The sequence below is a fragment of the Jannaschia sp. S6380 genome (genome assembly GCF_023015695.1).
Classification (GTDB): Bacteria; Pseudomonadota; Alphaproteobacteria; order Rhodobacterales; family Rhodobacteraceae; genus Jannaschia.
Genome location: NZ_JALKAS010000002.1, coordinates 685,095 through 712,006, shown reverse-complemented (window position 1 = coordinate 712,006; position 26,912 = coordinate 685,095). Strand labels below are relative to the sequence as shown.

Genomic DNA, 26,912 nt, shown 5'->3' with positions numbered 1-26,912 from the left:
ACAGGGTCAGGGCCACTTTGCCTCGGGCGGCAGCGACATCAGAACGGCGTCGGCGTCGTGCCCCGTCTCCAGCCCGAACTTGGTGCCCCGGTCATAGACGAGGTTGTATTCCGCATAGAGCCCGCGATGCACCAGCTGGGCATGCTTGTCGGCATCGGTCCAGCCGTGGTCGCGGCGTCGCTCCACCAGCGGTTGGAAGGCGGGCAGGAAATGCGCCCCGACGTCGCGGGTGAAGGCGAAATCGGCTTCCCAATCGCCGGTGTTGAGGTCGTCATAGAAGATACCGCCCACGCCCCGCGCGCGCTTGCGGTGCGGGATGTAGAAATACTCGTCGGCCCAGGCCTTCAGCCGCTCGTAGCGTCCGACCTCGTGCGCGTCGCAGGCCGCCTGCATGCAGGCATGGAAATGCGCCGTATCCTCTTCGTATTCGATGCACGGGTTCAGGTCCGCACCGCCGCCGAACCACCAGGCATGGGGCGTCCAGAACATCCGCGTGTTCATGTGGACGGCCGGCACATGCGGGTTGCGCATATGCGCGACCAAGCTGATCCCCGAAGCCCAGAAACGGGGATCCTCCTCCATCCCCGGCACGCCGCGGGCAGCCATGGCGGCCTGGGCGCGCGGGGCGAGGGTGCCGTGGACCTCCGACCAGTTGACCCCGACCTTTTCGAACACGCGGCCGCCGCGCATCACCGACATCAGCCCGCCGCCCGCGTCCGAACCGTCGTCGGAGGCCCGTCGGGTCGGCGTCACCTCGAACCGACCGGGGACCAGATCGGCGAAGGGGCCTGGCGCGCCGTCATCCTCCAACGCCTCGAAGGCGGTGACGATGCGGTCGCGCAACTCGCGGAACCAGGCGGCGGCGCGGGGGCGGGCATCGTCGTCGGTCTGGTTCATGGTTGTGCAACCCCTTCTGCTCAAAGGCGCCACGGCACCCGCCTTCGGGCGCCGACCGCCCCATTTCCGCCATGATTGGCGGGCGCAGTTGTAGGCCACGCGTCCCGGATGCACCAGATGTTGCAACCCGGGTCCGGCGATCTGGGTAATTTCGGGGCAGGCCATTGCGCGGTGGATTCACGCCCTCCGAAAGGCTAACCTGATCCCACAATTCACACGGGCGACCACCGACGTCAGATCGGGGCGCCCAAGGCAGTAGAGCAGTCGCGTGAACACAGTTTTGATAAAGCGGGCCCTCGCGGCCCTGTTGCCCCTTGGCGTCATGTTGATGCTGGCCCTTCCGGGCCGCGCCGCACCCTATGCCGAACTGGTCATGGATGCCCGAACGGGCGAGATCCTGCGCTCGTCTAATGCCGAGACCCGCCTGCACCCGGCCTCGCTGACCAAGATGCTCACGCTCTACATCGCGTTCGAAGCCGTGCGACGCGGCGAGATCACCCTGGACACCGAGGTCCGCATCTCGCGCAACGCCGCCGCCGAACCGCCGTCGAAGCTGGGCCTGCGATCGGGGCAGAAGATCGCCTTCCGCTATCTGATCCGCGCGGCCGCCGTGAAATCGGCCAATGACGCGGCCACCGCCATCGGCGAGGCGATCTCCGGCTCGGAAGCCGCTTTCGCGGAACGGATGAACCGCACGGCGCGCGCGCTGGGCATGACCGACTCGACCTTTCGCAACGCGCATGGCCTGACCGCGTCGGGCCATCTGAGCACCGCACGCGACATGAGTGTCATGGGCCGGCGGCTGTTCTACGACTATCCCGAATACTACAACCTGTTCTCTCGCCGCACGACCGATGCCAGCGTCACGCAGGTCCGCAACACCAACCGTCGTCTGCTGAACGCCTATCGCGGCGCCGACGGCATCAAGACGGGCTATACCAATGCGGCGGGTTTCAACCTGGTGGCCTCGGCCGAGCGCGGGGGCGTGCGCATCATCGCGACCGTCTTCGGCGGCCGGTCCACGGCCACGCGGAACGCGCGCATCGCCGAATTGCTGGACATCGGCTTTCAGAAGGCCCCGCGCCACGTGACCGAGCGGCGCCCCTCCCCCCCGGTCTATGGCGGCGGCACCTTGCCTGGCCCCAGCGCGCCGGTTCATTCGATGCGCCCCGTCATGCGCGGCTTGGGTGCCGGCGGTGCGGCGCTCTATGCCTCCGCCTCGACGCCCACCGCGCAGCCCGCGCCCCGCCCCGCGGCGACCGAGGCGCCGCGCGTGATCGTCACGCGCGCGTCCACCGCGGGCCGGGATTTCGGCATTCAGCTCAACCGCCAAGGCACCCGTTCGGCGGCCGACAAGCTGCTGCTGCGCACCGCCTTGCAGGAGCTCGACACGCTCGACGACGCATTGCGTCGCGTGGACCGGGTCCGCGGCGGCTTCGCCCCCAGCTTCGTGGGGCTGAGCGAGCGTGATGCACAACGCGCCTGCACCCGCCTGCGCGCCCGCGCCGTCGATTGCAGCGTGACTTTCGGCAGCTAGCGTTCCCTAGTCGGCGCGGCCGGTGATGGCACCAATGCGCCGCCCCATGGCGACGGCATGAGGTGTGGTCGAACGGATCGGACGCCGATCCATTCCGGCGGGGGTCGGGCAAAGTCGACGGTCGCGAAATTACACCGCGGCGGCAGCATCCGCCCGCAGATCGAACGCCGCCGCCATCAGGGCGCGGGTATAGGGGTCGGTCGGCGCGTCGAAGACCTGCGCGGCGTCGCCCGCCTCGACCACGTCGCCGCGCTTCATCACGATCACCTTGTGGGACAGCGCGCGCACCACCTTAAGGTCGTGGCTGATGAACAGGTAGGCCAGCCCGTGCCGCCGCTGCAGGTCGCGCAGAAGCTCGACGATCTGCACCTGCACCGTCTGGTCGAGCGCGCTCGTCGGCTCGTCCAGAACGACCAACTTCGGCCGCAGGATCATCGCGCGGGCGATGGCGATCCGCTGGCGCTGCCCCCCGGAGAATTCGTGCGGATACCGATCCATCGAGGCGGGGTCGATCCCCGTCTCGGTCAGGATCTCGGCCACCTGTTCGCGGTGCGGCCGGGCATCGCCGGTGTCATGCAGCTTGAGGCCCTCGGCCACGATCTCGGCCACGGTCATGCGGGGGCTCAGACTGCCATACGGGTCCTGGAACACGATCTGCATGTCCTGGCGCAGCGGGCGCAGCGCCTTCGATTGCAGCCCGTCGATGCGCTTGCCCTGAAGCGTGATCGGCCCCTCGGACGCAATCAAGCGCATGATGGCGAGCGCCAGCGTGGTCTTGCCCGATCCGCTTTCGCCGACGATGCCGACCGTCTCGCCCGCGCGCACGTGGAGCGTGGCGTCGTTGACGGCCTTAACATGCCCGGTCGTGCGCTTAAGAAGGCCGGTCTGGATCGGGAACCATACCTTCAGATGCTCGGCCGCCGCGATTCCGGGCGCCGCATCGGGCACCGGATCGGGGCGTCCGGCCGGTTCCGCCGCCAGCAGCATCTGCGTGTAGGGATGCTGCGGCGCGTCGAAGATCTCGGCCACCGGGCCAGCCTCGACGATCTCGCCCGCCTTCATGACGCAGACCCGGTCGGCGAAGCGCCGCACGATGCCGAGGTCGTGCGTGATGAACAGCATCGACATGCCCTCGTCGCGCTGCAACGCGGCCAGCAGTTCCAGAATCTGCGCCTGGATCGTCACGTCGAGCGCGGTCGTCGGTTCGTCCGCGATCAGCAGGTCCGGCCCGTTGGCCAGCGCCATCGCGATCATAACCCGCTGCCGTTGGCCGCCCGAAAGTTGATGCGGATAGGCGCCGAGACGGCTCTCGGCATCCTGGATTCCGACCTTCTCCATCAGGTCGAGGATCCGGGTGCGCGCGGCGGCACCCTTCAACCCCTGGTGCAGTGCCAAGCTCTCGGCCAGTTGCTTCTCGATCGTGTGGAGCGGATTGAGGGAGGTCATCGGCTCCTGGAAGATGAAGCTGATATCGTTTCCCCGCACGCGGCGCAGGTCCCGCTCGGGCGCGTCTACCATGGACGTGCCTTCGTAGTCGATATGGCCCGTCACGGTGGCGCTGTCGGGCAGGAGCGACACCGTCGACAAAGCCGTCACCGACTTGCCGGATCCGGATTCGCCGACCAGGGCCACCGTCTCGCTGCGGTCGACATGGAAGCTGACGCCGCGCACGGCCTCCAACGTCTCGCCGTCCTGGCGGAACGCGATGCGCAGGTTCCGCACGTCTAGGACGCGATCGGTCATGAGAACGTCTTTCGCGGGTCGAACGCGTCGCGGATGCCCTCGAAGATGAAGACCAGAAGCGAGAGCATCACCGCGAAGGTGATGAAGGCCGTGAAGCCCAGCCACGGGGCCTGCAGGTTCTGCTTGGCCTGCAACGTCAACTCTCCCAGCGACGGCGCCGAGGAGGGCAGGCCGAAGCCCAGAAAGTCGAGCGTGGCCAGCGACCCGATGGCACCGGTGACGAGGAAGGGCAGGAAGGTCAGCGTCGCAACCATCGCGTTCGGCAGCACGTGGCGGAACATGATCGTCCGATCGCCTACGCCCAGCGCCTTGGCCGCGCGGACGTACTCGAAATTGCGCGCGCGCAGGAACTCGGCCCGCACGACGCCCACCAGTCCGATCCAGCCGAAGAGCACGGTCAGGCCGACCAGCAGCCAGAAGTTCACCGGGATGATCGCGACCACGATGATGATGACGTAGAGCGATGGGGTCGAGCTCCAGATCTCGACCAGGCGTTGCAGCAGAAGGTCGGTCCAGCCGCCGAAATAGCCCTGCACGGCGCCGGCGGCGATGCCGATGATGCTGGCGAAGAACGTGGTGATCAGGGCGAAGGCCACCGACAGGCGGAAGCCGTAGATTACGCGGGCCAGCACGTCGCGCGCGGTGTCGTCGGTGCCCAGCCAGTGATCGGCATCGGGGGCCGAGGGCGCCGCGCCGTCGATGTTGTTCACCGTGTTGTAGCTGTAGGGGATGGGCGGCCAGAGGATCCAGCCATCCTCCACCGGTTCGCCCGCGAAGGCACCGGTTTCGCGCACTTCGGCAATGACGCCGCCCGGGTCGTCGAAGCAATCCTCCAGCCCGCCCGACACGATCAGGCACCGCACTTCGGCATCGCGATAGACGGCTTCGGTCTGGAAATCGCCGCCGAACGCGGTTTCGGGGTAGAAGGACGTGATCGGCGTGAACCACTCGCCCCGATAGCTGACCAAGAGCGGCTTGTCGTTGGCCAGAAGCTCCGCGAAGAGCGACAGCCCAAACAGGATCGCGAAGATCCACAGCGACCAAAGCGCGCGGCGGTTGCGCTTGAAGTTCGTCCAGCGGCGGGCGTTTAGGGGCGACAGCTTCACCGCATCACCTCCGCTCGAAGTCGATGCGCGGATCGATCCAGATATAGGTGAGGTCAGTGATGAGCCCCATGACCAGCCCGATCAGCGAGAAGGTGAAAAGCGTGCCGAACACCACCGGATAATCGCGCGTCACCACTGCCTCCAGCCCCAGCCGGCCGAGGCCGTCGAGCGAGAAGATCGTCTCGATGATGAGGCTGCCGCCGAAGAACACGCTCACGAACAGGGCCGGAAAGCCCGAGATGACGATCAGCATCGCGTTGCGGAACACGTGGCCGTAGAGAACGCGGCTCTCGGTCAGGCCCTTGGCGCGCGCGGTGGTCACGTATTGCTTGCGGATCTCGTCGAGGAAGGAATTCTTGGTCAGCAGCGTCAGCCCCGCGAAAGCCGCCAGCGTCGAGGCCGCGACCGGCAGGGTAATGTGCCAGAAATAGTCGCCGATCTGCTGTAGTGTCGACATGTCCTCCCACCCGGGCGACGTGAGACCGCGCAGCGGGAAGATCTTGAAGTACGACCCGCCGGCGAACAGCACCAGCAGCAGAATCGCGAAAAGGAAGCCCGGGATGGCATAGGCCACGATCACGATGCCGGAGGTCCAGGTGTCGAACTTGGTGCCGTCGCGCATCGCCTTGCGAATGCCGAGCGGGATCGAGATCAGATAGGCCAGCAGCGTCGACCAGAGCCCCAGCGTGATCGAGACCGGCATCTTCTCCAGCACGAGGTCGACAACCGAGATGGAGCGGAAATAGCTCTCGCCGAAATCGAAGCGGATGTAGTCCCACATCATGTTCAGGAACCGCTCCAGCGGTGGCTTGTCGAAGCCGAACTGGCGCTCCAGCTCCTCGATAAACTCGGGCGGCAGGCCCCGCGCACCGAGATAACCGGATTCGTCGCCGACCTGTTCGGCCCCCGCGCCGTCGCCCCCGCCCGCGATGTTGGCGAAGGCATCGCCGTCACCCTCCAACTGGGCCAGGACCTGCTCGATGGGTCCACCAGGCACGAACTGGATCAATACGAAATTGATCACCATGATCCCCAGCAGGGTCGGGATCATCAGCAGCAGACGTCGGAGAATGTAGGCGCCCAAGGGTTTACAGCGCCCCTTCGGCCTTCAGCGCCGCATAAGCCTCCTGATCGGCCCACCAGAAGGCCAAGTGACCCAGCGCATAGGGCGGCAGCGGCTCGGGATAGCGCAGGTAGTCGTAATAGGCGACGGTGTGGACCGGCTTGAACCATTGCGGCACCCAAAAGCGTTCCGCCCGCAGGACGCGGTCGAGCGCGGCGATGCCGGCCTCCAGATCTTCCTGCGTGGTGGCGTTCTCGACGATTTCGATCACGGCATCGACGGCCGGGCTCTGCAGGCCCATAAGGTTGAACACGTCGTCCGCGCTTTCGGAACCGAAATACTGTCGCGGCGTGGAGCCGGGGACGTATCCCATCGGCATCTGGTGGGTGATGACATCGAAATCGTAGCTGCGTTCGCGGTTGGTCATCTGGGCGTTGTCGACGCGGACCAGGCTGGCATCCACGCCCAGACGGCGCAGGTTCTCGACATAGGGGTTCAGGATGCGGTCGAAAGTCTGGCTGTCGTTCAGGAACTCGACCGCCAGGGTCTCGCCGTCCTTGCGGCGCATCCCGTCGGCACCGACGATCCAGCCGGCCTCGTCCAGAAGGGTGCTGGCACGGCGCAGGTTGCCCCGGTCGAGCTGACGCATCCCCGATTCCGGCGGCAGGACCGCATCGTCGGTCAGGATCGCGGCGTCCAGCAGCCCCTCCTCGACCAGCGGACGCAGAATCTCGACCTCCGCCGTCGAAGGCGGGCCGTCGGCTTTCAGGTCGGTGTTCTCCCAGAAGGACGTCATCCGGTCGTAGATGCCGTAGAACAGCGTCTCGTCGGACCACTCGAAGTTGAACATCAACCCGATCGCTTCGCGGACGCGGATGTCCTGGAACCTCGGCTCGCGCAGGTTGAAGATGAAGCTCTGCGCGGTGGAAATCGTGCCGTCGGGCAGCTCGGCCTTGACGACATGCCCCTCCTCGACGGCGGGGAAGTCATAGCCGGTGGCCCAGCTCTTGGAGGAGGCCTCGTTTCGGAAGGTGTAGTTGCCGGCCTTGAACCCCTCGAATGCGGCGGCGTAGTCGGCGTAGTATTCGATCCGGATCGTCCCGAAATTGTTCTGGCCTACGTTCAGCGGATGATCGGTGCCCCAATAATCGTCGCGCAGGCGATAGACGATGGATCGCCCGACATCCATCTGGTCCATGACATACGGACCCGATCCGATCATCGGGGTCAGCGTGCTCTCCTCGAAATCAACGTCGCGCGCCTCGAAATCGGCCTTGGAGAAGATCGGCAGGCTGCCGACCCGGGCCGGCAGGTCGCGCGTCGGAATGCCTTCCTTGAACCTATAGCGGATCGTCAGCGGATCGATGACCTCGACATCCTCGATATCGCGCGCGAGCACGGCGCGGAAGCTGGGCAGCCCCTTGTCGCGCAGGATGCCGAAGCTGAAGGCGACATCCTCGGCCGTCAGCGGCGTCCCGTCGCTGAAGGTGACGTCGTCGCGCAGCGTGAACGTCACCTCGGATCGGTCGGCGGGATAGTCCATCGTCTCGCAGATGAAGCAATAGGCGCTTCCGATCTCGTCCGCGGTCCCTTGCAGCATCGCCTCATAGGGGGCCGACGAAAGGCCCGCCGCGCGGCCCTTGGGCGTATAGGGATTCAGGCTGTCGAAGGAGCCGAAGGCCCACACGCTGATCTCGCCGCCCTTCGGCGCATCGGGGTTCACGTAGTCCAGGTGCGCGAAATCGGGGGCATATTTCAGCTCTCCGCCCGGAAAGGTCGAAATGCCATGGTCGGGCGTGTCCGGCGTCGTATCCTGCGCCCAGACGGGCGTGGTGACCAGAACGGCTGCGATTGCGAACCTGGCTAGCATCGGCATGGACCTCCCCTTTGGGTTCGTCACAGGTAAATAACCATGCCCGGCAAGCGCAAGAGCCGGGCATTCACCGACCGGTGAACGGCCCCGCCCGATATGCAAAGGCCCGCCGGACGGGGCGGGCCATCGTATCGGTGCGGGCGCGGTGCGGCCGGGGTCAACCGCCCTGCGCCGCCAGGTAGGCGATCAGGTTCGCCCGGTCTTCGACATCGTCCATGCCGCGATAGGCCATCTTGGTGCCCGGCGCATATTCCTTGGGGTTGTGCAGGAAGCCCGACAGGTTCTCGGGCGACCAGTCGCCCTCCATCGTGGCCAGCGTCTCGGAATAGCCGAACCCGGCCACGCCGCCCTTGTCGCGCCCGACGACACCGTCGAGATGCGGCCCGGTCCCGTCGGTGCCGTCCAGCTTGTGGCAGGCCGCGCACTGGCGCCAGAGCTTCTCGCCCTCCTCGGCCGAGGCATTGACGAACACCTCCTCGAACGGGATCTCGGGTTCGGCATCCGCCGCTTCCCCGCCGCCCTCGGCTCCGGCCACCTCGATGTAGTAGCCCTGCGCGTGTTCCTCGTCGCCATGCGCTTCGGATCCGACGTGATACAGCCCCTCCGCCGCCCAGGATCCCAGCAGGAACACCAGGAGCGCGCCGCAACCGGCGCCCAGAACCTTCGTGGCCGTCATCGTATCCATGTGTGGCACCCTTTCATCGGCGGGGGATCGTCTCAGGTCGGGGTCATGTATGTGGTTTCATGCCACCGGCGCAAGGGATAGGAACTGCGACCGAACGAAACACGTGACGCGGATCGCACCATGGCCACGATCGCCTTCCAGGGAGAGCTGGGCGCCTATTCCCACGAGGCCTGCCGCGACGCGCGGCCGGACCACGCCCCCCTGCCCTGCGCCACGTTCGAGGACTGCATCGGGGCGATGCGCGACGGGCGGGCCGACCTGGCCATGCTGCCGGTCGAGAATTCGACCTATGGCCGGGTGGCCGACATCCACCGCCTGCTGCCGGATTCTGGTCTGCACATCGTGGCCGAATCCTTCCTGCGCGTGCGCATCGCGCTGTTGGGTTTGCCGGGGACACGCCTGTCGGACATCGCGCGGGTGCGGGCGCACCTTGTTCTGATCCCGCAATGCCGCGATTTCCTGGCCGCTCATGGCATCCGGGCCGAGGCCGCCGCCGACAGCGCGGGCGCCGCGGCCGATCTGGTGCGGAGGGGCGACCGGTCGGACGGGGCGCTGGCCTCCGTTCTCGCGGCCGAGACCTACGGCCTCGACGTGCTGGCCCGCGACATCGAGGATCATGGCCACAACACCACGCGCTTCGTGGTCATGGCGCGCGAACCCCTGCGTCCCGCGGCGGGGGCCGGCCCGGTCAAGACAACCTTCGTCTTCCGCGTCCGCAACATCCCGGCCGCGCTCTACAAGGCGATGGGCGGCTTCGCGACCAATGGCGTGAACATGACCAAGCTGGAATCCTACATGGTCGACGGGCGCTTCTCTGCCACGCAGTTCTATGCCGATATCGAGGGCCACCCAAAGGATCCCCCCGTGGCACGCGCGCTGGAGGAGCTGTCCTACTTTACCTCGAAACTGGACATCCTCGGCGTCTATCCCGCCGATCCGGACCATTTCGAGGGCGGGCTCACGCCCGCCTAGAGGCGTCCTCGACGCTGGCCGCGAAATTGGCGACCCGCCCCTTGTAGCGCTTGGCCAGCGTCTGCCGCGCCAGCTTGGCCGATTGCAGCATCAGCCGGGCAGCCAGGCTGCGCGCCTTGGCCTCGGAGGTGACCGTCATCCGCGTCAGCCGCGGCCCCTGCCGTGACAGGACCACGCCGATATCGACATCCATCCCGTCGGTCACCGCGGTCATCGCCATCGTCTCGGGCGCCGCCACCTCCGCCAGGGTCACCGTCACGTCGCGCCGCTTACCCATGACCTCGGCCGTGCCCGACCAGGTCGTGCCCTTTCCCGCCGGGCCTGGGGGACGCCGTTCGATCGTGCCGACCCGCTTGCGCGCCCGCCGCTCGAACGTCTCCAGGTCCGAGATGCGGGACCAGACGAACTCGATGGGGGCGGCGATATCCTCGGTGGCGACGAATTTCATTGGGCGTCCCTCTGCTCTGGTGGCGCATCACATGCCGTCCGGCGTCGCCGGCGTCAATCCAGCCGATCCGCCAGCCAGTTCCACAATAGGAAACGCGCGATCGCGCCCGGGCGGGCGGCGCGGACACGGGGATGGCGGCCCTCGAACACTTCGGCCAGGTCTTCGCGGCTCAGCCAGATGGCCTCCTCGATCTCCTCGGGGTCGATCTCGATCGTCTCGCTGACGGCCGATCCGTGCGCGCCCAGCATCAGGCTGCCGGGAAACGGCCAGGGCTGGCTGGACAGATAGCGGACCGCGCCCACGCGGATGCCCGTCTCCTCCCAGACTTCGCGGCGGACGGCGGATTCCAGCGTCTCGCCCGGCTCCATGAATCCGGCAAGACAACTGAACATCCCCTCGGGCCAGGCGGGTGACCGGCCCAGAAGCACATGATCACCCCGTGTCACCAGCATGATGACCACCGGGTCGGTGCGCGGGAAATGCATCCGCACGCATCCCGCGCAGGCCCGCATCCAGCCCGCCTTGCCGGGTTGGGTCGGCAGGCCGCAATTGGCACAGAACCCGTGCGTGCGATGCCATTCCAGCACGCCCTTCGCGGTGGCCGCGATCTCGGCGTCGCGGGGCGACAGCCCGGTCATCACCGCCCGCAGCTCGGCGAAGGCACACCCCTCGGGCAGATCGGGATGGGTCTGCTCGCTGGGATCCAGGAACGCGCCGACCCCCTCGCGCGCGCCGACCACGTCAAGGGCCGAGACGTCGCGCGCAAACAGCGCATGGTCCCCGTCGCGTCCCAGAAGGATCGGGTGGCCCATCCCTGCCCACGCGTGACCGTCCAGCCAGGCCAGACAGTCGCGCCCGGGCCCCAGCAGCGGCTTGCCGCGCCACAGCGGCAGCGTGCGCGCGGGCATCGCGGCCAGCATGTCCGGGTGCCGGCGCAGGTCCTCGGCCCGGTCGAGGCCACCGCCCCCGAAGGTGACGGTCTCGGCGATCTTCATGGCGCAGTCCCCCGGGGCATCCTCATCTTGCCATAAATACCTTGGGGTCCGGGGCAAAGCCCCGGCGGTCCGATCCGCATGCCGATCTTGCATCCCGCGCGCGCCCGTCCTATCTGCCATTCCGAGAGGTTGGCGCGGGCAAGCGCCTCGCCAACCTGGTCAGGACCGGAAGGTAGCAGCCACAACGAGTCCCGCTTGGGTCGTCGTCCAGCCTCTCACCTCCGGGGACTTTTGCCCCGTAAATGTCTCCCGTCGGATCATCCGCACCGCGCGACAGGGCACGTTCCTCAGGCGAGTATCCCGAAAGCGTGTTCTCGGAACGCCCCGACGCCAAGGCCGACGACATCAACCGTCTAACCCGTCCCCCACCACCTCCGCCCAGGCCGCGTGCCCCCGGGCCCCCAACACATGCAGGTGGCCCAACCGGGCCAGGCCGAACGCCTCGGGGCGCAGCAGGACGCGCGTCTGACGGGCCGCCGGATAGGACGCGCCCAGGCGCCAGACCGACACCGGCGGGCAGAGCGCGTCATCCGCGACGGCGACGATCCGCATCGGACAGTTCAGGGCGGTCGCGTCGGGGTCCGGCAGATCCGGGTCGGCGGCATGAAACCCGTGCGTCGTGCACCATCTGCGCCACTGCAGATAGACGCCCCGCGGCAGGTCATGCCCCAGCCGCAGGCGGTGCAGCGGCACGTATCCCGCGCGTCGCGCGAGCCAGGGCAGAACCGGCGACCAGAAGGCCCGGGCGACCGCCTGATAGGGCCAGGGGTGGTCCCCGACATGAACGGCGCCGGCCGCGACGCAGATCACGCGCGCGATGCCGCCCAGATCACGCTGGAACGGCAACATCATCCCGCCCAGCGAATGCCCGATCACCCAGAGCGGCACATCCGGGCATGCGCGGGTCAGCCAATCGCGTGCCGCCTGGCTGTCCGCGATGCCCCAGTCGTTCATCGTGGCGGGGCTGTCGCGCGCGTCCCCCGACCAGCCGAAATCGCGATAATCCCAGATCAGGCAGGCAATGCCCCTTTCGCGCGCCAGCCATTCGGCGAAGGCGGCGTAGAAGCGCGCCGGGACACCCGTTGCGCCATTCAGGACAGCCGCCGCGCGCACAGCCCCGCCGGGCCGGTAAAGCCGCCCACAGAGGCGCGTATCGCCGAGTTCGATGGTGACCGCCTCGGACATGTCGCGCGCCTTCCGCATGAACCGTTCGGTCAGAGTGAACGGCGCACGGGCGACCTGCCAACCGTGACGCAGCGGCATCTCCGGCCACCACCCACGCGATTCGACTATGCGCGGGCGCGCGACGCGCTAGGGTGCGGGGCATGAAGAACGGCGACGACAATCAGGACAAGAAGACCGATTGGGCCGAGGACCGGACCGACTGGGCCGAGGATCGAACCGTCCTGGCCAATGAGCGTACCTTCGCGGGCTGGATGCGTACGGGCATGGCGGCCATCGCCATCGCGGTCGGCCTGCGTGCCGTCTTCGGTGCGGCCGAGCCGACCTGGGTGCCCAAGGCCGTCGCCACGATCTTCATCGGTGCGGCGCTCGTCATCTTCTGGTCGGCCTGGCGCAACACCAAGACGGGGCACAAGCGCCTCGACACCCACGACACCGAACGCCAGGACAGCCGCGTCTTCGCGATCCTGTCGGCCGTCTTCTCGGTCGGCGCCGTCGCGACCTGCATCGTGCTCTGGACGCTGTGACTGTGGTGGACCCCCGCGCGCGGGATGCCTAGATTGGCGCCCTGATGCCGACCGCCCGGAGGCCCGCATGACATCGACCGAATACCAGGTGCTCGCGCGCAAGTACCGCCCCGCCACCTTCGCCGACCTGAAGGGCCAGGACGCGATGGTCCGCACGCTTCGCAACGCCTTCGCGGCCGACCGCATCGCGCAGGCCTTCATCCTGACCGGCATCCGCGGCACCGGCAAGACGACGACGGCGCGCATCGTGGCCAAGGGCCTGAACTGCGTGGGCCCCGACGGAACGGGCGGGCCCACCACCGATCCCTGCGGCGTGTGCGAGCCCTGCTTGGCCATCGCCGAGGGCCGCCATGTCGACGTGCTGGAAATGGATGCCGCGTCCAATACCGGCGTCGGCGACATGCGGGAGATCATCGATTCGGTGCATTACCGGGCGGCCTCGGCCCGCTACAAGATCTACATCATCGACGAGGTCCACATGCTGTCGAACAGCGCGTTCAACGCGCTTTTGAAGACGCTGGAGGAACCGCCCGCCCATGTGAAGTTCATCTTCGCCACGACCGAGATCCGCAAGGTCCCCGTCACCGTGCTCAGCCGCTGCCAGCGGTTCGACCTGCGCCGGATCGAGCCCGAGGTGATGATCGACCACCTGCGCGGCATCGCGGTCAGCGAGGACGCGCAGATCGCCGACGATGCGCTGGCCCTGATCGCCCGCGCCTCCGAAGGCTCCGCCCGCGACGCGATGTCCCTCCTCGACCAGGCGATCAGCCACGGCGCGGGCGAGACGACGGCCGATCAGGTCCGCGCCATGCTGGGCCTCGCCGACCGGGGCCGGGTCATGGACCTGTTCGACCTTGTCATGAAGGGCGAGGCCGCCGCCGCGCTGGAGGAGCTGGGGTCGCAATATTCCGACGGCGCCGACCCCATGGCCGTGCTGCGCGACCTGGCCGAGCTGACACATTGGGTCAGCGTCATCCAGATCACTCCCGACGCGGCCGAGGATCCGACCGTCGGCCCGGACGAGCGCGCCCGCGGCCAGGCCTTCGCCGCCGGCCTGCCGATGCGGTCGCTGACCCGGATGTGGCAGATGCTGCTGAAGGCGCTGGAGGAAGTGGGCAACGCCCCGAACGCGATGATGGCCGCCGAGATGGCGATCATCCGACTGACCCATGTCGCCGACCTGCCCAGCCCCGACGAACTCCTGCGCAAGCTGCGCGACAATCCCGCGCCTACCGGCGCGGCCCCCGCCCCGCGCCCCGCGCCACAAGGCGGCGGAGGGGGCGGCCCCGTGGCGCGCGGTTCGGCCCAGCCCGCCATCGCGCCCGACGCCCATCCTGCCCTCGCCCGGTTCCAGACCTTCGGCCAGGTGGTCGACCTGATCCGTGCCAATCGCGACGTGAAACTCCTCGTGGAGGTCGAGACCGGGGTCCGCCTCGTCTCCTATGCCCCCGGCCGGATCGCGTTCGAAGCGGCGCCCGGCGCCGCCCCCGACCTCGCCGCGCGGCTGGCCGGAAGGCTGCAGGGTTGGACCGGCACGCGCTGGGTTACCAGCGTCGCGGGCCAGGGCGGCCGCCCGACGATTGCCGAAACCCGCGACGCCGACCTGCGCCGTGCCGAAACCGAGGCGATGGCCCACCCACTGACGCAGGCGATCCTGGCCAGCTTTCCGGGCGCCGAACTGGTCGAGATCCGCAGCAGGGAGGCACTGGCCCGGGACGCGGCGGAGGAGGCACTGGCCGAGGTCGACGAAGAATGGGACCCCTTCGACGAGGGCTGACCCACCCCGCCTGCAGCGCGTGCACGGCATGAAACCGAATCCCCTCCGCGGCCGTTGGGACGCAGCACAACGCGAAGGAGATCATTCATGCCTGAGAGCTTCGTCACAGGGATCGACCAGCAGACCCAAGAACAGATGGTGGAGGTACTGAACGCGCGTCTGGCCGATGGCATCGACCTGCGCCTCGCCATCAAGGAAGCGCATTGGAACCTGCGGGGCCGCGGCTATATCGGCGTGCACGAGTTGCTGGACGAAGTGGCCGACCGCATGGACGAGAACACCGACATGATGGCCGAACGTGTCGCCATGATGGGCGGGTTCGCGCGCGGCACGACGCAGGTGGTCGCCAAGAAGACCGAGTTGAAGCCCTATCCCGTCGAGATGACCGAGATCCAGGACCACATCGCCGCCCTGGTCGAGCGGTTCAAGGCCTATGGCAAATCGCTGCGTGAGGCGATCGAGGCCGCCGACGAGGCGGGCGACGAGGACAGCGCCGACCTGTTCACCGAGGTCAGTCGCGCCGTCGAGAAGGACACCTGGTTCATCGGCGCCAACGCCGCGAACTGAGCCGCCCGACATGCTTGGAAACGGGGTCGCCTTCCGGGGCGGCCCCGTTCGGTTTTCACAGGTCGGGCCATGCATCGGGGTCGATCTTGCCGAGAACCTCGACCGTTTCCCCGTCGATGCGAAGGACATACGCCGCGCCCTGGGGTTCGGGGTAGATCCCCGTGACCGCCTCGAACGGATCGTCATGCGCGACGATCACCCGATTTCCCGAAGCCGGAAGGTCCTGCGTCAACAGCGGCGTGACGCGATCCTGCATCTGCCGTACCTGCGCATCATCATAGTCCTCGAACGGCAGGAAGTTCAGCGCCTCGACCTCCTCGGTGCCGCCAAACGCCAGGTCGGCGGTCTGCCAGGCGCGGCAATACTGACTGCTCAGCACCTCGGCCACGGGTATTTCCAACCTCTCGAACCCCGCCCCGATATCGCGCGCCTGCTGCCAGCCCGTCCGGCTCAGCACCCGCTGCGTCGCGCAGTTCTGCGGATCGGCATTTACCTGATCCGCATAGTCGCTCTCGGTTTGTGCGTGCCGGATGTAGACGACGTGACCGCCCTCCCGGAGTGCTGCAATCAGATCCTCCGGGGTTGCATCCTGCGCATGCGCCACGGCCGGCAGTGTCAGGAAGGCAAAGATTAATCGGGCCAGGCCACGGCGGTGTTTCTGTTCGGACATCGGAACCTCCTCGTTCGTTCACGACCTCAATCCAAAGTATCCGACAAAAAGAGTCAACAAATATCTGACAGTTTTAGTCAGACGTTTGTCCGGTTGCCGATCGAAGCCCCGCCGCCTAGTTGCAGGACGGCGATGACAGCAAAGGACGGCATACGATGTTCAAGGGACTGGGCGGGCTCGGCGACATGGCCGGGATGATGAAGAAGGCGCAGGAAATGCAGGCCAAGATGGGCGAGGCGCAGGAGAACCTCTCCTCGATCACCGTGACCGGCGAGTCCGGCGCGGGCCTCGTGAAGGCCACGGCGACCGCCAGGGGCGACCTGGTGGGACTGGATATCGACCCCTCGATCTTCCAGCCTGACGAAAAGGAGATGGTCGAGGACCTGATCCTGGCCGCCATCAAGGATGCCCAGGCACGCGCGGCCGAACGCTCGCAGCAGGAGATGGGCAGGATCGCGGAATCCATGGGTCTGCCCGCCGGGATGAAGCTGCCCTTCTGAGCATGGAGGCGCATCGCGATATCGAGACGCTGATCGGCATGATGGCCCGTCTGCCGGGCCTCGGCCCCCGATCGGCGCGACGCGCGGTGCTGCATCTGGTCAAGAAGCGCGACACCCAGCTCCTGCCTTTGGCCCGCCTTCTGGAGGAGGTGGGCCGGACGATCCGCACCTGCCTGAACTGCGGCAACCTGTCGACCGGCGACATCTGCGGTATCTGCGATGCGCCCAAGCGGGCGAACGGGCAGGTCTGCGTGGTCGAGGACGTGGCCGACCTCTGGGCGATGGAACGGGCGCATGTCTTCGAAGGGCGCTATCACGTGCTGGGCGGCACCCTGTCGCCCCTGGACGATGTCGGGCCCGACGACCTCGCCATCCCCAAGCTGCGCGACCGTATCGCCGCCGAGGATATCCGCGAGGTGATCCTGGCCCTGAATGCGACTGTGGACGGGCAGACCACGGCGCACTACGTCGCCAAGGAGCTTTCCTCGACTGGCGTCTCAATAAGCGGACTAGCGCAGGGTGTCCCGATCGGCGGAGAACTGGACTATCTGGACGATGGCACGCTGCGTGCCGCGCTATCGTCGCGCAAACCGTTTTAGTTTCTAACCCGCCGTCCGACCGGGGCGGAGGGTGCGTCGGGCCGTTGCCCTGGTCGACCCCGCACCGCAGACGGAGACATCATTGCCCGATATCGCCGCCACACTCCTGCTTACGGGCATCGCCGCGCTTGGCGGGTGGCTGATCGGACGGGGCAAGATGGTCGTCCGATCGGCCCGCCCGCCGGAATTGCGCCCGGTCGCGCCGCCGACCGGCGGCGAGGGCACGCTGGCCCTTCTGGATGTGGACGACCTCAAGGGGGTGAACAGCGCGCGCGATTTCGATACCGGCGATCGGCTCCTGAACGCCGTGGGCGACGTGCTCCGGCGCACGCTGCCCGCCGGCGGCGGAATGGAACGGCTGGAAAGCGGGCGGTTCCTGATCTGGCTTCCCGAGACGGATCTGACCCGGGCCTGCGAAACCGTGGAACGTATGCGGGCCCTCGCCTCGGTCGCGGTGGTCGAGAGCATGTCGGGAACCGTCTCCCGCAGCCTGTCGGCCGGGGTCGTGACCGCCGTGCCGGACGAGGGTCGGTCGCGGGCGATCCTGCGGGCGGACGCCACGCTTGCCCGGGCAAAGGCCCTCGGCGGCAACCGCATGGAGGTCACGCGGGCCCTGCCGGTGCCGTCGCTGGCCCCGCCCCGTGCCGAGATCGAGGCGGCGATCGCCGCGCGCGCGCTCGAATTTCACGTCCAGCCGATCTTCGACCTGCGCGATGGCCGGGCGGCCGGGGTCGAGGCGCTGCTGCGCTGGAACCGGCCAGACGGCGCGATCTTGGGTCCGGCGGGATTTCTCGACACGCTCAAACGCATCCCCGAAGCGGGCGCCGACCTGTTCCCGGACCTCGCGGTCGAAGCCGCGGCCCCCTTCGTCACGGGAACCGCCCCGATCTATGCCACCTTCAACGTCACCGGCACGATGCTCGACGGGCGGGGCAGCGCCGGATACCGGTGGCTTTCCCAGATCCTGGACCGGCTCCCGCCGGATCGGTTGGTGCTGGAGATCGTCGAGACCGCGGTGATCGTGCGATCCGACCGCGCCATCGAACGGATCGAGAAATTGCGGGCGCAGGGCGTACGGATCGCGCTGGACGATTTCGGCACCGGCCTGTCCAACCTGGAACGCCTGCGGCGGCTGCCCGTGGATATCGTCAAGGTCGACCGCGTCTTCGTCGACGGGCTGGGGCGTGGCGGGCGGGAGGAGGCGATCCTGTCCAGCCTGGTGGCACTGGCGCAGGGGCTGAACATCGACCTGGTCGCCGAAGGGGTGGAAACGCAACTCCAGGCCGACACGCTGCGCGGTCTCGGCATCCATTTCGGACAGGGCTTTCACCTGGGTCGCCCCGCCCCGGCCGCCGACTGGGCCAGCCGCATTGCGGCACCCCCTAGCGCATAGGCGACAGGATCGCGTCCACCTGCGCGCAATCACGCGCCACATCGAACCCGCAGCGCCGCGGCGCCAGTTCGCGAGTCAGGCAGATGCGCACTTCCTGAATGCGGCCGGCGCGGCAGGTCACGGTGACGCCATCCGGATGAAAATCGGGATTGGCCTCCAGGAATGCCTCCTCGACCACGCGGGCGGGCAACGCCACCTCGCGCCCCAGGTCCCGCAGGATCGCGGGCCGGCGCACCGCCGCGTAGGCCGCGCGGGACGTCCGAAAATAGGTGTCCGCGTCGAGACCCGAACAGGTGCCGTGCTTGCGCCATTGATGGAACGCCAGGCCGGACGACCCCATGATGTCGACCATCGCCCGCGTCTGCGCCCGGGTGGCGGGCCGCGCGGCGGTTCGGCAATAGTCGGGCCAGCCCCGCTCGTATTGCGGCCACAGGCCATGCAGCGTGAAGCCGTATCCCCGTCCGGCATCGCATTGCGGCGACCCGCGTCCATCGCCTTCGAGGGCGCACCAGGTCGGCGTCCAACTCAGCGACAGCACGTAGTAGTCGAACTCGCCCGGCGCCTCGCCCTCGGCGGAAACGGGCGCGGTCCAGAGCATCAGGAGAATGAGAAGCAGGCGGTTCATTCAGGGTCTTTCCCATTGCGACGGCGCGGCCTATATAGCGCCCCAAGTTCCCCGAAAGCGAGAACAAGCGACCCCGGTCGCAGCCCCTGATCCGGGCGACGCCACAGTCATGTCTGAAGGAAGCGATCCGATGAACAAACCGATCATGGCCAAAGCCACCGCCGTCTGGCTGGTCGACAACACCACGCTCAGCTTCAAGCAGATCGGCGATTTCTGCGACCTGCACGAACTGGAGGTTCAGGGCATCGCCGATGGCGACGTGGCCGTGGGCGTCAAGGGGTTCGACCCGATCGCCAACAAGCAGCTGACCGCGGACGAGATCGCGGCCGCCGAAAAGGACCCGACCCGCAAGCTGCGCCTGCTGCACAACCCCGCCTCCGAAGGCGAGGAGAAGCGCCGCGGGCCGCGCTATACGCCGCTGTCCAAGCGCCAGGACCGGCCCGCCTCGATCCTGTGGCTGGTCAAGTTCCACCCCGAGCTGACGGATGCGCAGATCTCCAAGCTGATCGGCACGACCAAGCCCACGATCCAGGCGATCCGCGAGCGGACGCATTGGAACATCCAGAACATCCAGCCGATCGATCCCGTGGCTCTGGGCCTGTGCAAGCAATCCGAACTGGATGCCATCGTCCAGAAAGCGGCCGCCAAGAAGGCCGCCGAGGGCGAAGTGATGTCCGACGACGAGCGCCGGAAGCTCGTCTCGACGGAGCAGAGCCTGGGCATGGATGGCGACGAGCCGCGCATGCCGTCGAACATGTCCGGGCTGGAAACGTTCAGCCTGTCGGGCAACGAAGATGACGAGAAGCCCGACAACCGCGACGTCCGTGATGCGGACAGCTTCTTCAACATCCCCGAAGGCGGCGATGACGAGGAGGAGGACGGCGACAAGGACCGGTAAGGCCTCGCGCCGCCCCCGCGATGCCGGGCCCGGCGGGCGCGGCTGGGACGGTTCCGCCCGTTCCGGTGCTCCGGCGCCCGTGTCAGGGTCGCCAGGGGGCTGGCGGCGGGCTTGATCTTCCGCGCCGCGGAAGCTTCCGCGACTTATGCCGCCCCTCGGTTCTCGGCCGACATCGGAAGGATCAGGCCCCAGCGCGTTTCCCGGGGTCGTCCGAACGGCGCGAACCCCAGTTTTCGGTAGACGGCGATCGCCCGCGCATTGTCCGGGTGCGGATCGGTCGCGATCACCGGTGCCCCCTCGTCGAAGAGCGCCTGCATTCGCGCGCGGACAAAGGCCGACCCGTGCCCGAGATCGACCATCCCGGGGTCGCCGATATACTGATCGATCCCCCGCGACCCCCTGGGGAGATCGGCGAAATGGTGTTCGTCCCACCCGTGAACCGTGTAATCCTGCATGAATGCGAAGGGCCGTCCGACGACCGAGACGATCCAACGCGCGACACGGGGGTCGGCGAGGTCGGCGGCGTCATATCGCGCGTCCGAATCCCACCATTCACGGACATGCGGGTTCGACTGCCACGCCGCGAGCAGATCGAGGTCATCCGGCGTCACCTTGCGAAAGCCATACCGATCGGGGGTCTTCATTCGGCCTGTCTAGCAGATCGCCAACCAGGACCGAACTCGTTCGACAGCTGGCGCCACATCGATCCCACGTCAGCGGAACGCATTCGCCGCGATACGCTGCCGATCGCCCGGCGCGCCCCGGGCTCAGGCGTTCAACGACTCGATATAGCCGCGAAGTTCGGACGCTTCCTGCCGGGCCTCGCGCAGGCCTTCCATAGTCGCGCGCAGTTCGGCCTCGGTGCCCGAGAGCTTCGACTGCAACTCCTGCTCGCGATACTGCAGATAGGTGATGGCCTCGTCGCGCTGTTCTTCGGCGTCGTGCAGCGACTTCGCCATCTCCTCCAGCTCGGCCACGTCCGAGGTCGTGACGCGGCTGAAGCGATAGACCAGCCAGGAGGCGAACCACCCCAGCACGAATGCCACGAACAGGATGACCGCGATCGCGATGACGAATTCGGTACGGTTCATTCGCCGTCTCCTTCACGGGCGTCCGGCGTGGACGTTTCGGTATCGCCGGCAGGCGCGGCCTCGGCTCCCTCGGCGGGGGCATCCTCGACCGGCGTGTCGGGGGCCGCCTCGACGACCTCCCCGTCGGCCGGCAAGTCCTCGCCCGGTGACGCCAGCATGTCCAGTGGCGACGGCTCGACTTCGCGCCGGCCCAGCAGCGTGAAGGTGATCCGGCGATTGGTCTCGCGCCCCTCCTCGCTGTCATTGTCGGCGATCGGCTGCGTCTCGCCGTAACCTTCCGACACGAGCTGGCGCGGAGAAACCCCGCGCGAGATCAGGGCCGCGCGCACCGCGTCCGCGCGCTGCTGGCTCAGTGACAGGTTCATCTCCTCGCGCCCCTGGCTGTCGGTATGGCCGCCGATCTCGAACACGGCGCGGACGCATTCGTCCAGCTTCTCCTTCAGGCGGCCGAGCTGACCGTCGCCGGCCTCCTCGATCACGGCCTCGCCGGGCGCGAATGTCAGTTTCTGCTCCACCAGGATCGCGTTGAGCTGCGTCTCGCATTCCTCCGGCGTGGGAATGTTCAGAAGCGGGTCCAACTCCTCGTCGTAGCGCACGTCGATCCGGAAATCGGCCTCGGCGCCCAGCTTGTCCGACAGCAGGCCCGAGATGCGCGCCTCGGCCTGCTTGTCGCCCGTCAGGCCGCGCAGGACCACCAGTTCGGGCTGGACGACGACGCTCCCGCTCTCCAGTCGCGACAGCGCCTCCATTCCCGCCAGCACACGCGCCGGCCAGCCCTGCGGCAGCGACGCATCCTCGCGCGTGGCGATATAGGTGTTGGACACGCCGAACAGGGCACGCCCATAGCTCACGACCGCGGCCTCCTGCGTCTCGTCGTACAGGCGGCCGCGCAACTGCACCTGCCCCTCCGGCGACAGGGTGGCGACGAATTCCGGCGTGCCGGTGTCCCCCTCGCCGGTGCCGTCGATCTGCGTGGGCTCCGGCAGGACGGCGGACAGCACGAACAGGTCCGGCAGCGCGGTCTCCAACTCCGACACCACGGTGTCGAACAGCGCCCGATCGGTGCCCTCGCGCGCGACGAGCGAGACGTCGGCATCCGACAGCGTCAGCGCGCCGCCACCAATCTCGGCCAATGCGGCGATCCCCTCGGCGGCCGCGACGCCCCAGGACGCCGACGGCACGCCCAGCGCGACCACGCAATTCGCCCGGCCGTCGAAGCCCGCGTCGCGCGCCGCCGAGAGGATACGCGCCTCGGCCGCCGCCGTGTCGACCGCGCAGGCATCGAAGCGCGGCGCCCCCTGAGACGGGATGATGAAACGCAGCGTGAAAGGCGTGATGACCGGCCGGGGTGCGGCGATGTCCAGCGTGAGGACCAGATCGTCCGGCTTGGCGCGGTTCAGGTCGCGCTCCAGCCGCAGCTTCTCGTCGTCGCTGTCGGCCACGGCAGTGACGGTCACCCGCCCGGGCGCGACGGACACCTTGGAGCGGGGCAGATCCTCGAGCGTGGCCAGGGCAAAACGCAGGGTTTCCTCCCAGGACGGCGGGACGGGATAGTCCGCCGTCTCGACCATGTTCGTGACTTCGAGCGCGGTGCCGCCGCCGGCGTCGGCCAGCGCGTCGTCCAGCACTTCGGCCCCCCCTTCGGCGGGAACGAGGCCGATGACCGACACCCCGCGGTCGTTGCGCAGTATCTCCAGCGAGAAGCGCGGCGCAAGCGTTGTCCGCCGCTCGGCCACCTCCATCGCATCGATGATGCGGCCGGGGTCGACGACCGCACCGGCACTGGTGATGGCGCGAAACCGCGCGGGTTCGTCGGGGGCGGTTCCCAGCAGGACCAGCTGGAGGCCGTCGGTCTCGACCTCGGCCCAGCCCAGGTCGTTGCGGGCCAGGATCTGACGGACGGCCTCGTGCGAGGAGGTCTCCACATAGGCGGCCCCGTACCAGGCCGCGCCAGAGGAAGCCACGACGGCCAGCCCGAAGGCGGCGATGGTGGCGAATGTGCGTTTACGGCTCATGGGTATCCGGCGGTTCTCTCGCGTCTGACTAACGGTCCGGTCCGGCAGGGGCAATCACAGCAGCGCCGCGATGGCGAAAAACGGCAGGGGGATCAGGCCCGCCGTCCGGTTCGACCGGAACAGTCGCAGGCAGGTGTCTGCATCGTCGATGTCCAGCCGCGCCAGTTGCCAGGCCAGATGCCATCCCATCGCCCATACGCCGCAAAGCGCCACCATCGCCGGAAGCACGGGCAGCGCCACCAGGGTCGCGGCCCCCATAAGCAGTACCGTCCCCGCCGCGAAGGCGCGCAGCCAGGGCGTCGGCCGGTCGCCGAACCGCCGTGCCGTCGACTTGACGCCGATCAGCGCGTCGTCCTCGACGTCCTGATAGGCGTAGATCGTGTCGTAGAAGAGGGTCCAGGCGATCCCGCCCAGATAAAGGAAGACCGGTGGCCACGTCAGCGCCCCGGTATGCGCGGCCCAGGCCAGCAATGCGCCCCAGTTGAAGGCGATGCCGAGAAAGAGCTGCGGCCACCAGGTGAACCGCTTGGCGAAGGGGTAGATCGCCACCGGACCCAACGCGACAAGTCCCAGGGCGATGGCGGCCGGCGCGAAGGTGAACAGGATCAGCGCCGCCAGCGCGACCTGCGCGACCATCCAGGCCAACGCACCCCGTAGCGTCACCTGGCCCGACGGGATCGGCCGCGACCGGGTCCGGGCAACGGCCCCGTCGATGTCCCGGTCGGTGAAATCGTTCCACGTGCAGCCCGCGCCGCGCATCAGGAACGCCCCGATCGCGCAGCCAAGCGCGATCCAGATGTCGAACGGACGGAACCCCGTCGCCGCGACCGCCAGCGTCAGCCCCCACCAGCAGGGCAGAAGCAGCAGCCAAGTGCCGATCGGGCGGTCGGCCCGAGAAAGACGCAGATAGGGCCGCAGCGCGGTCGGCGCGTGCGTATCGACCCAGTTGCCCTTGACGGCGTCGGCCACCTGCCCTTGATCGGAAGTGTCGCTCATCGAGAAGGGGCCCCATGGACAGCAAGGTCAGGCTGCACATAACCGGTCCGCTGGGGGCGGGACAACCGGCCGCGCTCACGCGCGATCAGGCGCACTACCTGTCGGGCGTCATGCGCCTGTCGCCGGGTGACACTCTGACGGTGTTCGACGGCGCGTCGGGCGCCTGGCGGGCGCGGATCGACACCGCCTCCAAGCGCGGCGGCACGCTGACGGTGGAGGAACGGGTCGCCGCACAGCGCGATCCGCCCGACATCTGGCTGGTCTTTGCCCCGATCAAGAAGGCGCGGACCGATTTCATCGTCGAGAAGGCGACCGAACTGGGGGCCGCGCGCATCCTGCCGGTGGCGACGCGGTTCACCAATTCGGAGCGCATCCGCCGCGACCGGCTGCAGGCCCATGCGGTCGAGGCGGCGGAGCAGTGCGGTGGCACCTACGTGCCCGAGGTGGCCGAGATCGCAACGCTGGGCCGGTTGCTGGATGGCTGGCCCGACGACCGCACCCTCATCTTCGCCGACGAGGCACTGTCGGACGACCCGGCTTGGTCGGACGGCGCGGGGGCGGACGGTCCCTTGCCCCCTGCCCCCGCCGCGATCCTGATCGGTCCCGAAGGCGGCTTCGCCACCGAGGAACGCAAACGCCTGCGTGGCATGGACCGGGCGGTGGCCATCTCGCTGGGCCCCCGGATCCTGCGCGCCGACACCGCCGCCGTCGCGGCGCTGACCCTGTGGCAGGCCGCAAAGGGTGACTGGCCGTGATCCGCCCCGAGGTAATTGCCGCGCTGACCCGCTGGCGCGAGGCATTGATCGGGGCGAGCGCGGTCGCGGGCGGAGGGTGGCTCTGGCTCGCGTCCTACGGGTTGCCCGCGCTTCTGGGCGCGGTCGCGGCCGGCGTGGGCAGCGTCCTGCTCTTGTCGGGCATCCGGCTGGCGCGGTTCCGCCACGATATCGACTCGCCCGGCGTGGTCGAACTGGACGAGGGACGGATCACCTATCTCGGTCCCGTCATCGGCGGCAGTGCCGATCTCGACGACATCGCCCAGGTCGCGTTCCGGCGGACCGCCACCGGCGAGGCATTCTGGCGGCTCGAACATGTCGGCGGACGTCCGCTCCTGATCCCCGAAGGCGCCGCCGGCGCCGAACGTCTGCTGGACGGCCTGGCCCCGCTTCCGGGGCTCGACACCGGGGCGATGGTGCGCGCCGCTCAGGGCCGCACGCCCGGCACCGTCATCGTCTGGCAGCGCGCGGGGCACCGCGCCTTGACTTGAGGCGGCCCCGCCCGCAGTCACGATCCAACACGCGCATGGAGGCCGCAGATGTCCATTCCCCAATCCGGCGGCGGCCCGATTGAGTCCCACGACCAGCTGGCCGGCTACCTCGCGTCGGGCTGCAAGCCCCGCAGCGAATGGCGGATCGGCACCGAGCACGAGAAGTTCGGCTACTGCAAGGACACGCTGCGCCCCCTGCCCTACGAGGGCGCGCGCTCCATCCACGCTGTCCTGTCGGGCCTGCGCGATCGCTACGGCTGGGCGCCGGTGGAGGAGGGCGGCAAGCTAATCGGCCTGGAGAAGGGCGGCGCCAACGTCTCGCTGGAGCCAGGCGGGGCGCTGGAACTGTCGGGCGCGCAGGTGGAGACGATCCACCAGACCTGTGACGAGGTGAACGACCACCTGCGCGAGGTCAAATCGATTGCCGACGAAATCGGCGCGGGCTTCATCGGTCTCGGCGCCGCACCGATCTGGCGGCATGAGGACATGCCGTTGATGCCAAAGGGCCGCTACAAGCTGATGGACGCCTATATGGGCCGCGTCGGCACGATGGGCCGGGTCATGATGCGGCGCACGACGACGGTGCAGGTCAACCTCGACTTCGCATCCGAGTCCGACATGGTCCAGAAGCTGCGCGTGGCGCTGTCGCTGCAATCGGTGGCGACCGCGCTGTTCGCCAACTCGCCGTTTTTCGAAGGCAAGCCGAACGGGCACAAGTCCTGGCGCAGCCGCGTCTGGCGAGACCTGGATGCCGACCGCACGGGCATCCCATCCTTCGTCTTCGACGACGGGTTCGGGTTTGAGGCCTGGGTCCAGTACGCCCTCGATACGCCGATGTATTTCGTCTATCGCAATGGGGAATACGTGGATGCGCTGGGCATGTCCTTTCGCGATTTCCTGAAGGGCGAACTGCCGGCCCTGCCGGGCGAGAAACCGACGCTTTCGGATTGGGCGGACCACCTGACGACGCTGTTCCCCGAGGCGCGGATCAAGAAATACATGGAGATGCGCGGCGCCGACGGCGGACCTTGGCGGCGGCTCTGCGCCCTGCCGGCGTTCTGGGTGGGCTTGCTCTACGATCAATCCTCGCTCGACGCAGCCTGGGATCTGGCAAAGAACTGGGACCAGGAGACGCGGCTGGCGCTTCGCGTCGCGGCCAGCGAGGCAGGCCTGCAGGCCGAGGCCGGCGGCGTCCGGATGCACGATCTGGCGCGCGAATGCCTCGACATCGCCGAGGCCGGGCTGAAGGCCCGCGCGATGCCGGGCGCGGGCGGCCTCGTCCCGGACGAGACCCATTTCCTGAACGCGCTGCGAGAATCGGTCGAGACGGGCAAGGTCCCGGCGGACGAACTTCTGGATGACTATCATGGCCCCTGGGACGGCGACCTGACACGGATCTACGCCGAACGCAGCTATTGACGAGGCTTTGCCACGAGCGCCGCCGTCCATGGCGGAGGGGTTCCAGAAGAGTTTGCGGTCTCCGCGGTGA

At 68.0% G+C, this 26,912-nt stretch carries 26 protein-coding genes, 1 other RNA gene and 1 pseudogene; 13 read left to right on the top strand and 15 right to left on the bottom strand.

Translation table 11 applies throughout. The features are described from left to right. Positions 1-6: 6 nt before the first annotated feature. On the bottom strand, positions 7-897 hold the full coding sequence (gene hemF / locus MWU52_RS16555) for an oxygen-dependent coproporphyrinogen oxidase (RefSeq protein WP_246954178.1): 891 nt from the start codon (positions 895-897) through the stop codon (positions 7-9). Positions 898-1,225: 328 nt separating this feature from the next. Between hemF and MWU52_RS16550 the strand changes: the two genes are divergently transcribed. Then, positions 1,226-2,434, top strand: coding sequence for a D-alanyl-D-alanine carboxypeptidase family protein (locus MWU52_RS16550; protein WP_246954176.1), 1,209 nt, complete (start codon positions 1,226-1,228; stop codon positions 2,432-2,434). A gap of 129 nt (positions 2,435-2,563) precedes the next feature. Here MWU52_RS16550 and MWU52_RS16545 read toward each other — a convergent pair whose 3' ends face one another. The 5 genes from MWU52_RS16545 to MWU52_RS16525 form a co-directional block, all read right to left on the bottom strand. After that, a complete protein-coding gene (locus tag MWU52_RS16545; protein ID WP_246954175.1) occupies positions 2,564-4,177 on the bottom strand; it encodes an ABC transporter ATP-binding protein in 1,614 nt (537 codons plus the stop codon). Further along, positions 4,174-5,283 carry an ABC transporter permease gene (locus MWU52_RS16540; protein WP_246954174.1) on the bottom strand — a complete coding sequence of 370 codons (1,110 nt, stop codon included), beginning with the start codon at positions 5,281-5,283 and terminating at the stop codon, positions 4,174-4,176. Before MWU52_RS16540 ends, MWU52_RS16545 begins: the two co-directional genes overlap by 4 nt. Before the next feature lie 4 nt (positions 5,284-5,287). Next, positions 5,288-6,367, bottom strand: coding sequence for a microcin C ABC transporter permease YejB (locus tag MWU52_RS16535; protein WP_246954173.1), 1,080 nt, complete (start codon positions 6,365-6,367; stop codon positions 5,288-5,290). A gap of 4 nt (positions 6,368-6,371) precedes the next feature. Continuing rightward, the gene (locus tag MWU52_RS16530) at positions 6,372-8,216 is read right to left on the bottom strand and encodes an extracellular solute-binding protein (protein ID WP_246954172.1); all 1,845 of its coding nucleotides are present in this window, start codon (positions 8,214-8,216) and stop codon (positions 6,372-6,374) included. Between the two features lie 160 nt (positions 8,217-8,376). Continuing rightward, complete coding sequence (locus MWU52_RS16525) at positions 8,377-8,904, bottom strand: c-type cytochrome (RefSeq protein WP_246954171.1); 528 nt, start codon at positions 8,902-8,904, stop codon at positions 8,377-8,379. A 120-nt stretch (positions 8,905-9,024) separates the two neighbouring features. Between MWU52_RS16525 and MWU52_RS16520 the strand changes: the two genes are divergently transcribed. Beyond that, on the top strand, positions 9,025-9,876 hold the full coding sequence (locus MWU52_RS16520) for a prephenate dehydratase (protein WP_246954170.1): 852 nt from the start codon (positions 9,025-9,027) through the stop codon (positions 9,874-9,876). Here MWU52_RS16520 and MWU52_RS16515 read toward each other — a convergent pair. Next, entirely contained in the window at positions 9,863-10,324 is a 462-nt protein-coding gene (locus tag MWU52_RS16515; protein ID WP_246954169.1) for an SRPBCC family protein, read from the bottom strand. The genes MWU52_RS16520 and MWU52_RS16515 overlap by 14 nt on opposite strands. A 53-nt stretch (positions 10,325-10,377) precedes the next feature. Continuing rightward, a complete protein-coding gene (nudC, locus tag MWU52_RS16510; protein WP_246954168.1) occupies positions 10,378-11,319 on the bottom strand; it encodes an NAD(+) diphosphatase in 942 nt (313 codons plus the stop codon). Positions 11,320-11,441: 122 nt separating this feature from the next. Between nudC and ffs the strand changes: the two genes are divergently transcribed. Then, an RNA gene (gene ffs / locus MWU52_RS16505) (signal recognition particle sRNA small type) lies at positions 11,442-11,540 on the top strand. A gap of 124 nt (positions 11,541-11,664) precedes the next feature. Here ffs and MWU52_RS16500 read toward each other — a convergent pair. Beyond that, positions 11,665-12,582: an alpha/beta fold hydrolase gene (locus MWU52_RS16500; RefSeq protein ID WP_246954166.1), complete on the bottom strand. Its 918-nt coding sequence runs from the start codon at positions 12,580-12,582 to the stop codon at positions 11,665-11,667. Between the two features lie 62 nt (positions 12,583-12,644). Here MWU52_RS16500 and MWU52_RS18120 point away from each other — a divergent pair. The 3 genes and pseudogenes from MWU52_RS18120 to dps all read left to right on the top strand — a co-directional run. Continuing rightward, positions 12,645-12,887 (top strand): annotated as a pseudogene (locus MWU52_RS18120) (DUF202 domain-containing protein); the annotation flags it as partial. Then, entirely contained in the window at positions 12,799-14,805 is a 2,007-nt protein-coding gene (locus tag MWU52_RS16490) for a DNA polymerase III subunit gamma/tau (RefSeq protein ID WP_348645529.1), read from the top strand. The pseudogene MWU52_RS18120 and the gene MWU52_RS16490, both read left to right, overlap by 89 nt. A gap of 87 nt (positions 14,806-14,892) precedes the next feature. Continuing rightward, positions 14,893-15,372, top strand: a complete 480-nt coding sequence (dps, locus tag MWU52_RS16485; protein ID WP_246954163.1) for a DNA starvation/stationary phase protection protein Dps — start codon at positions 14,893-14,895, stop codon at positions 15,370-15,372. A gap of 55 nt (positions 15,373-15,427) precedes the next feature. Here the strand turns inward: dps and MWU52_RS16480 are convergent, their stop codons facing one another. Next, complete coding sequence (locus MWU52_RS16480) at positions 15,428-16,042, bottom strand: histidine phosphatase family protein (RefSeq protein WP_246954162.1); 615 nt, start codon at positions 16,040-16,042, stop codon at positions 15,428-15,430. Between the two features lie 155 nt (positions 16,043-16,197). Between MWU52_RS16480 and MWU52_RS16475 the strand changes: the two genes are divergently transcribed. The 3 genes from MWU52_RS16475 to MWU52_RS16465 all read left to right on the top strand — a co-directional run bounded on the left by MWU52_RS16475 (position 16,198) and on the right by MWU52_RS16465 (position 18,534). Next, on the top strand, positions 16,198-16,542 hold the full coding sequence (locus MWU52_RS16475; protein ID WP_246954161.1) for a YbaB/EbfC family nucleoid-associated protein: 345 nt from the start codon (positions 16,198-16,200) through the stop codon (positions 16,540-16,542). 2 nt (positions 16,543-16,544) lie between these two features. Then, on the top strand, positions 16,545-17,141 hold the full coding sequence (recR, locus tag MWU52_RS16470; RefSeq protein WP_246954160.1) for a recombination mediator RecR: 597 nt from the start codon (positions 16,545-16,547) through the stop codon (positions 17,139-17,141). An 82-nt stretch (positions 17,142-17,223) separates the two neighbouring features. Then, on the top strand, positions 17,224-18,534 hold the full coding sequence (locus MWU52_RS16465; RefSeq protein WP_246954159.1) for a GGDEF domain-containing phosphodiesterase: 1,311 nt from the start codon (positions 17,224-17,226) through the stop codon (positions 18,532-18,534). Here the strand turns inward: MWU52_RS16465 and MWU52_RS16460 are convergent. Further along, positions 18,524-19,159, bottom strand: a complete 636-nt coding sequence (locus MWU52_RS16460; protein ID WP_246954157.1) for a ribonuclease T2 — start codon at positions 19,157-19,159, stop codon at positions 18,524-18,526. The two genes, MWU52_RS16465 and MWU52_RS16460, sit on opposite strands and share 11 nt — an antisense overlap. A gap of 130 nt (positions 19,160-19,289) precedes the next feature. Between MWU52_RS16460 and MWU52_RS16455 the strand changes: the two genes are divergently transcribed. Beyond that, positions 19,290-20,057, top strand: coding sequence for a cell cycle transcriptional regulator TrcR (locus tag MWU52_RS16455; RefSeq protein WP_246954155.1), 768 nt, complete (start codon positions 19,290-19,292; stop codon positions 20,055-20,057). Positions 20,058-20,200: 143 nt separating this feature from the next. Here the strand turns inward: MWU52_RS16455 and MWU52_RS16450 are convergent, their stop codons facing one another. The 4 genes from MWU52_RS16450 to ubiA form a co-directional block, all read right to left on the bottom strand. After that, positions 20,201-20,701 carry a GNAT family N-acetyltransferase gene (locus tag MWU52_RS16450; RefSeq protein WP_246954154.1) on the bottom strand — a complete coding sequence of 167 codons (501 nt, stop codon included), beginning with the start codon at positions 20,699-20,701 and terminating at the stop codon, positions 20,201-20,203. 123 nt (positions 20,702-20,824) lie between these two features. Continuing rightward, positions 20,825-21,148 (bottom strand): hypothetical protein, encoded by a 324-nt coding sequence (locus MWU52_RS16445; RefSeq protein ID WP_246954153.1) that lies wholly within the window; start codon positions 21,146-21,148, stop codon positions 20,825-20,827. Then, positions 21,145-23,163, bottom strand: a complete 2,019-nt coding sequence (locus MWU52_RS16440; protein ID WP_246954152.1) for an OmpA family protein — start codon at positions 23,161-23,163, stop codon at positions 21,145-21,147. The genes MWU52_RS16445 and MWU52_RS16440 overlap by 4 nt, the downstream gene beginning before the upstream one ends. A gap of 54 nt (positions 23,164-23,217) precedes the next feature. Next, on the bottom strand, positions 23,218-24,159 hold the full coding sequence (gene ubiA / locus MWU52_RS16435) for a 4-hydroxybenzoate octaprenyltransferase (RefSeq protein ID WP_246954151.1): 942 nt from the start codon (positions 24,157-24,159) through the stop codon (positions 23,218-23,220). A gap of 14 nt (positions 24,160-24,173) precedes the next feature. Here ubiA and MWU52_RS16430 point away from each other — a divergent pair, with 14 nt between their 5' ends. From MWU52_RS16430 to MWU52_RS16420, 3 genes are read left to right on the top strand one after another with little or no spacing between them, the layout of a single operon-like run. After that, positions 24,174-24,914: a 16S rRNA (uracil(1498)-N(3))-methyltransferase gene (locus MWU52_RS16430; protein WP_246954150.1), complete on the top strand. Its 741-nt coding sequence runs from the start codon at positions 24,174-24,176 to the stop codon at positions 24,912-24,914. Beyond that, positions 24,911-25,423, top strand: a complete 513-nt coding sequence (locus MWU52_RS16425; RefSeq protein WP_246954149.1) for a hypothetical protein — start codon at positions 24,911-24,913, stop codon at positions 25,421-25,423. The genes MWU52_RS16430 and MWU52_RS16425 overlap by 4 nt, the downstream gene beginning before the upstream one ends. A gap of 48 nt (positions 25,424-25,471) precedes the next feature. After that, on the top strand, positions 25,472-26,842 hold the full coding sequence (locus MWU52_RS16420) for a glutamate--cysteine ligase (protein WP_246954148.1): 1,371 nt from the start codon (positions 25,472-25,474) through the stop codon (positions 26,840-26,842). Positions 26,843-26,912: the final 70 nt, after the last annotated feature.

Coding starts and splice junctions, on each gene's coding strand:
- hemF (WP_246954178.1), bottom strand. CDS start 897: ATGAACCAGACCGACGACGATGCCCGCCCCCGCGCCGCCGCCTGGTTC.
- MWU52_RS16550 (WP_246954176.1), top strand. CDS start 1,226: ATGCTGGCCCTTCCGGGCCGCGCCGCACCCTATGCCGAACTGGTCATG.
- MWU52_RS16545 (WP_246954175.1), bottom strand. CDS start 4,177: ATGACCGATCGCGTCCTAGACGTGCGGAACCTGCGCATCGCGTTCCGC.
- MWU52_RS16530 (WP_246954172.1), bottom strand. CDS start 8,216: ATGCTAGCCAGGTTCGCAATCGCAGCCGTTCTGGTCACCACGCCCGTC.
- MWU52_RS16525 (WP_246954171.1), bottom strand. CDS start 8,904: ATGGATACGATGACGGCCACGAAGGTTCTGGGCGCCGGTTGCGGCGCG.
- MWU52_RS16520 (WP_246954170.1), top strand. CDS start 9,025: ATGGCCACGATCGCCTTCCAGGGAGAGCTGGGCGCCTATTCCCACGAG.
- MWU52_RS16515 (WP_246954169.1), bottom strand. CDS start 10,324: ATGAAATTCGTCGCCACCGAGGATATCGCCGCCCCCATCGAGTTCGTC.
- nudC (WP_246954168.1), bottom strand. CDS start 11,319: ATGAAGATCGCCGAGACCGTCACCTTCGGGGGCGGTGGCCTCGACCGG.
- MWU52_RS16500 (WP_246954166.1), bottom strand. CDS start 12,582: ATGCCGCTGCGTCACGGTTGGCAGGTCGCCCGTGCGCCGTTCACTCTG.
- dps (WP_246954163.1), top strand. CDS start 14,893: ATGCCTGAGAGCTTCGTCACAGGGATCGACCAGCAGACCCAAGAACAG.
- MWU52_RS16480 (WP_246954162.1), bottom strand. CDS start 16,042: ATGTCCGAACAGAAACACCGCCGTGGCCTGGCCCGATTAATCTTTGCC.
- MWU52_RS16475 (WP_246954161.1), top strand. CDS start 16,198: ATGTTCAAGGGACTGGGCGGGCTCGGCGACATGGCCGGGATGATGAAG.
- recR (WP_246954160.1), top strand. CDS start 16,545: ATGGAGGCGCATCGCGATATCGAGACGCTGATCGGCATGATGGCCCGT.
- MWU52_RS16460 (WP_246954157.1), bottom strand. CDS start 19,159: ATGAACCGCCTGCTTCTCATTCTCCTGATGCTCTGGACCGCGCCCGTT.
- MWU52_RS16455 (WP_246954155.1), top strand. CDS start 19,290: ATGAACAAACCGATCATGGCCAAAGCCACCGCCGTCTGGCTGGTCGAC.
- MWU52_RS16450 (WP_246954154.1), bottom strand. CDS start 20,701: ATGAAGACCCCCGATCGGTATGGCTTTCGCAAGGTGACGCCGGATGAC.
- MWU52_RS16445 (WP_246954153.1), bottom strand. CDS start 21,148: ATGAACCGTACCGAATTCGTCATCGCGATCGCGGTCATCCTGTTCGTG.
- MWU52_RS16440 (WP_246954152.1), bottom strand. CDS start 23,163: ATGAGCCGTAAACGCACATTCGCCACCATCGCCGCCTTCGGGCTGGCC.
- ubiA (WP_246954151.1), bottom strand. CDS start 24,159: ATGAGCGACACTTCCGATCAAGGGCAGGTGGCCGACGCCGTCAAGGGC.
- MWU52_RS16430 (WP_246954150.1), top strand. CDS start 24,174: ATGGACAGCAAGGTCAGGCTGCACATAACCGGTCCGCTGGGGGCGGGA.
- MWU52_RS16420 (WP_246954148.1), top strand. CDS start 25,472: ATGTCCATTCCCCAATCCGGCGGCGGCCCGATTGAGTCCCACGACCAG.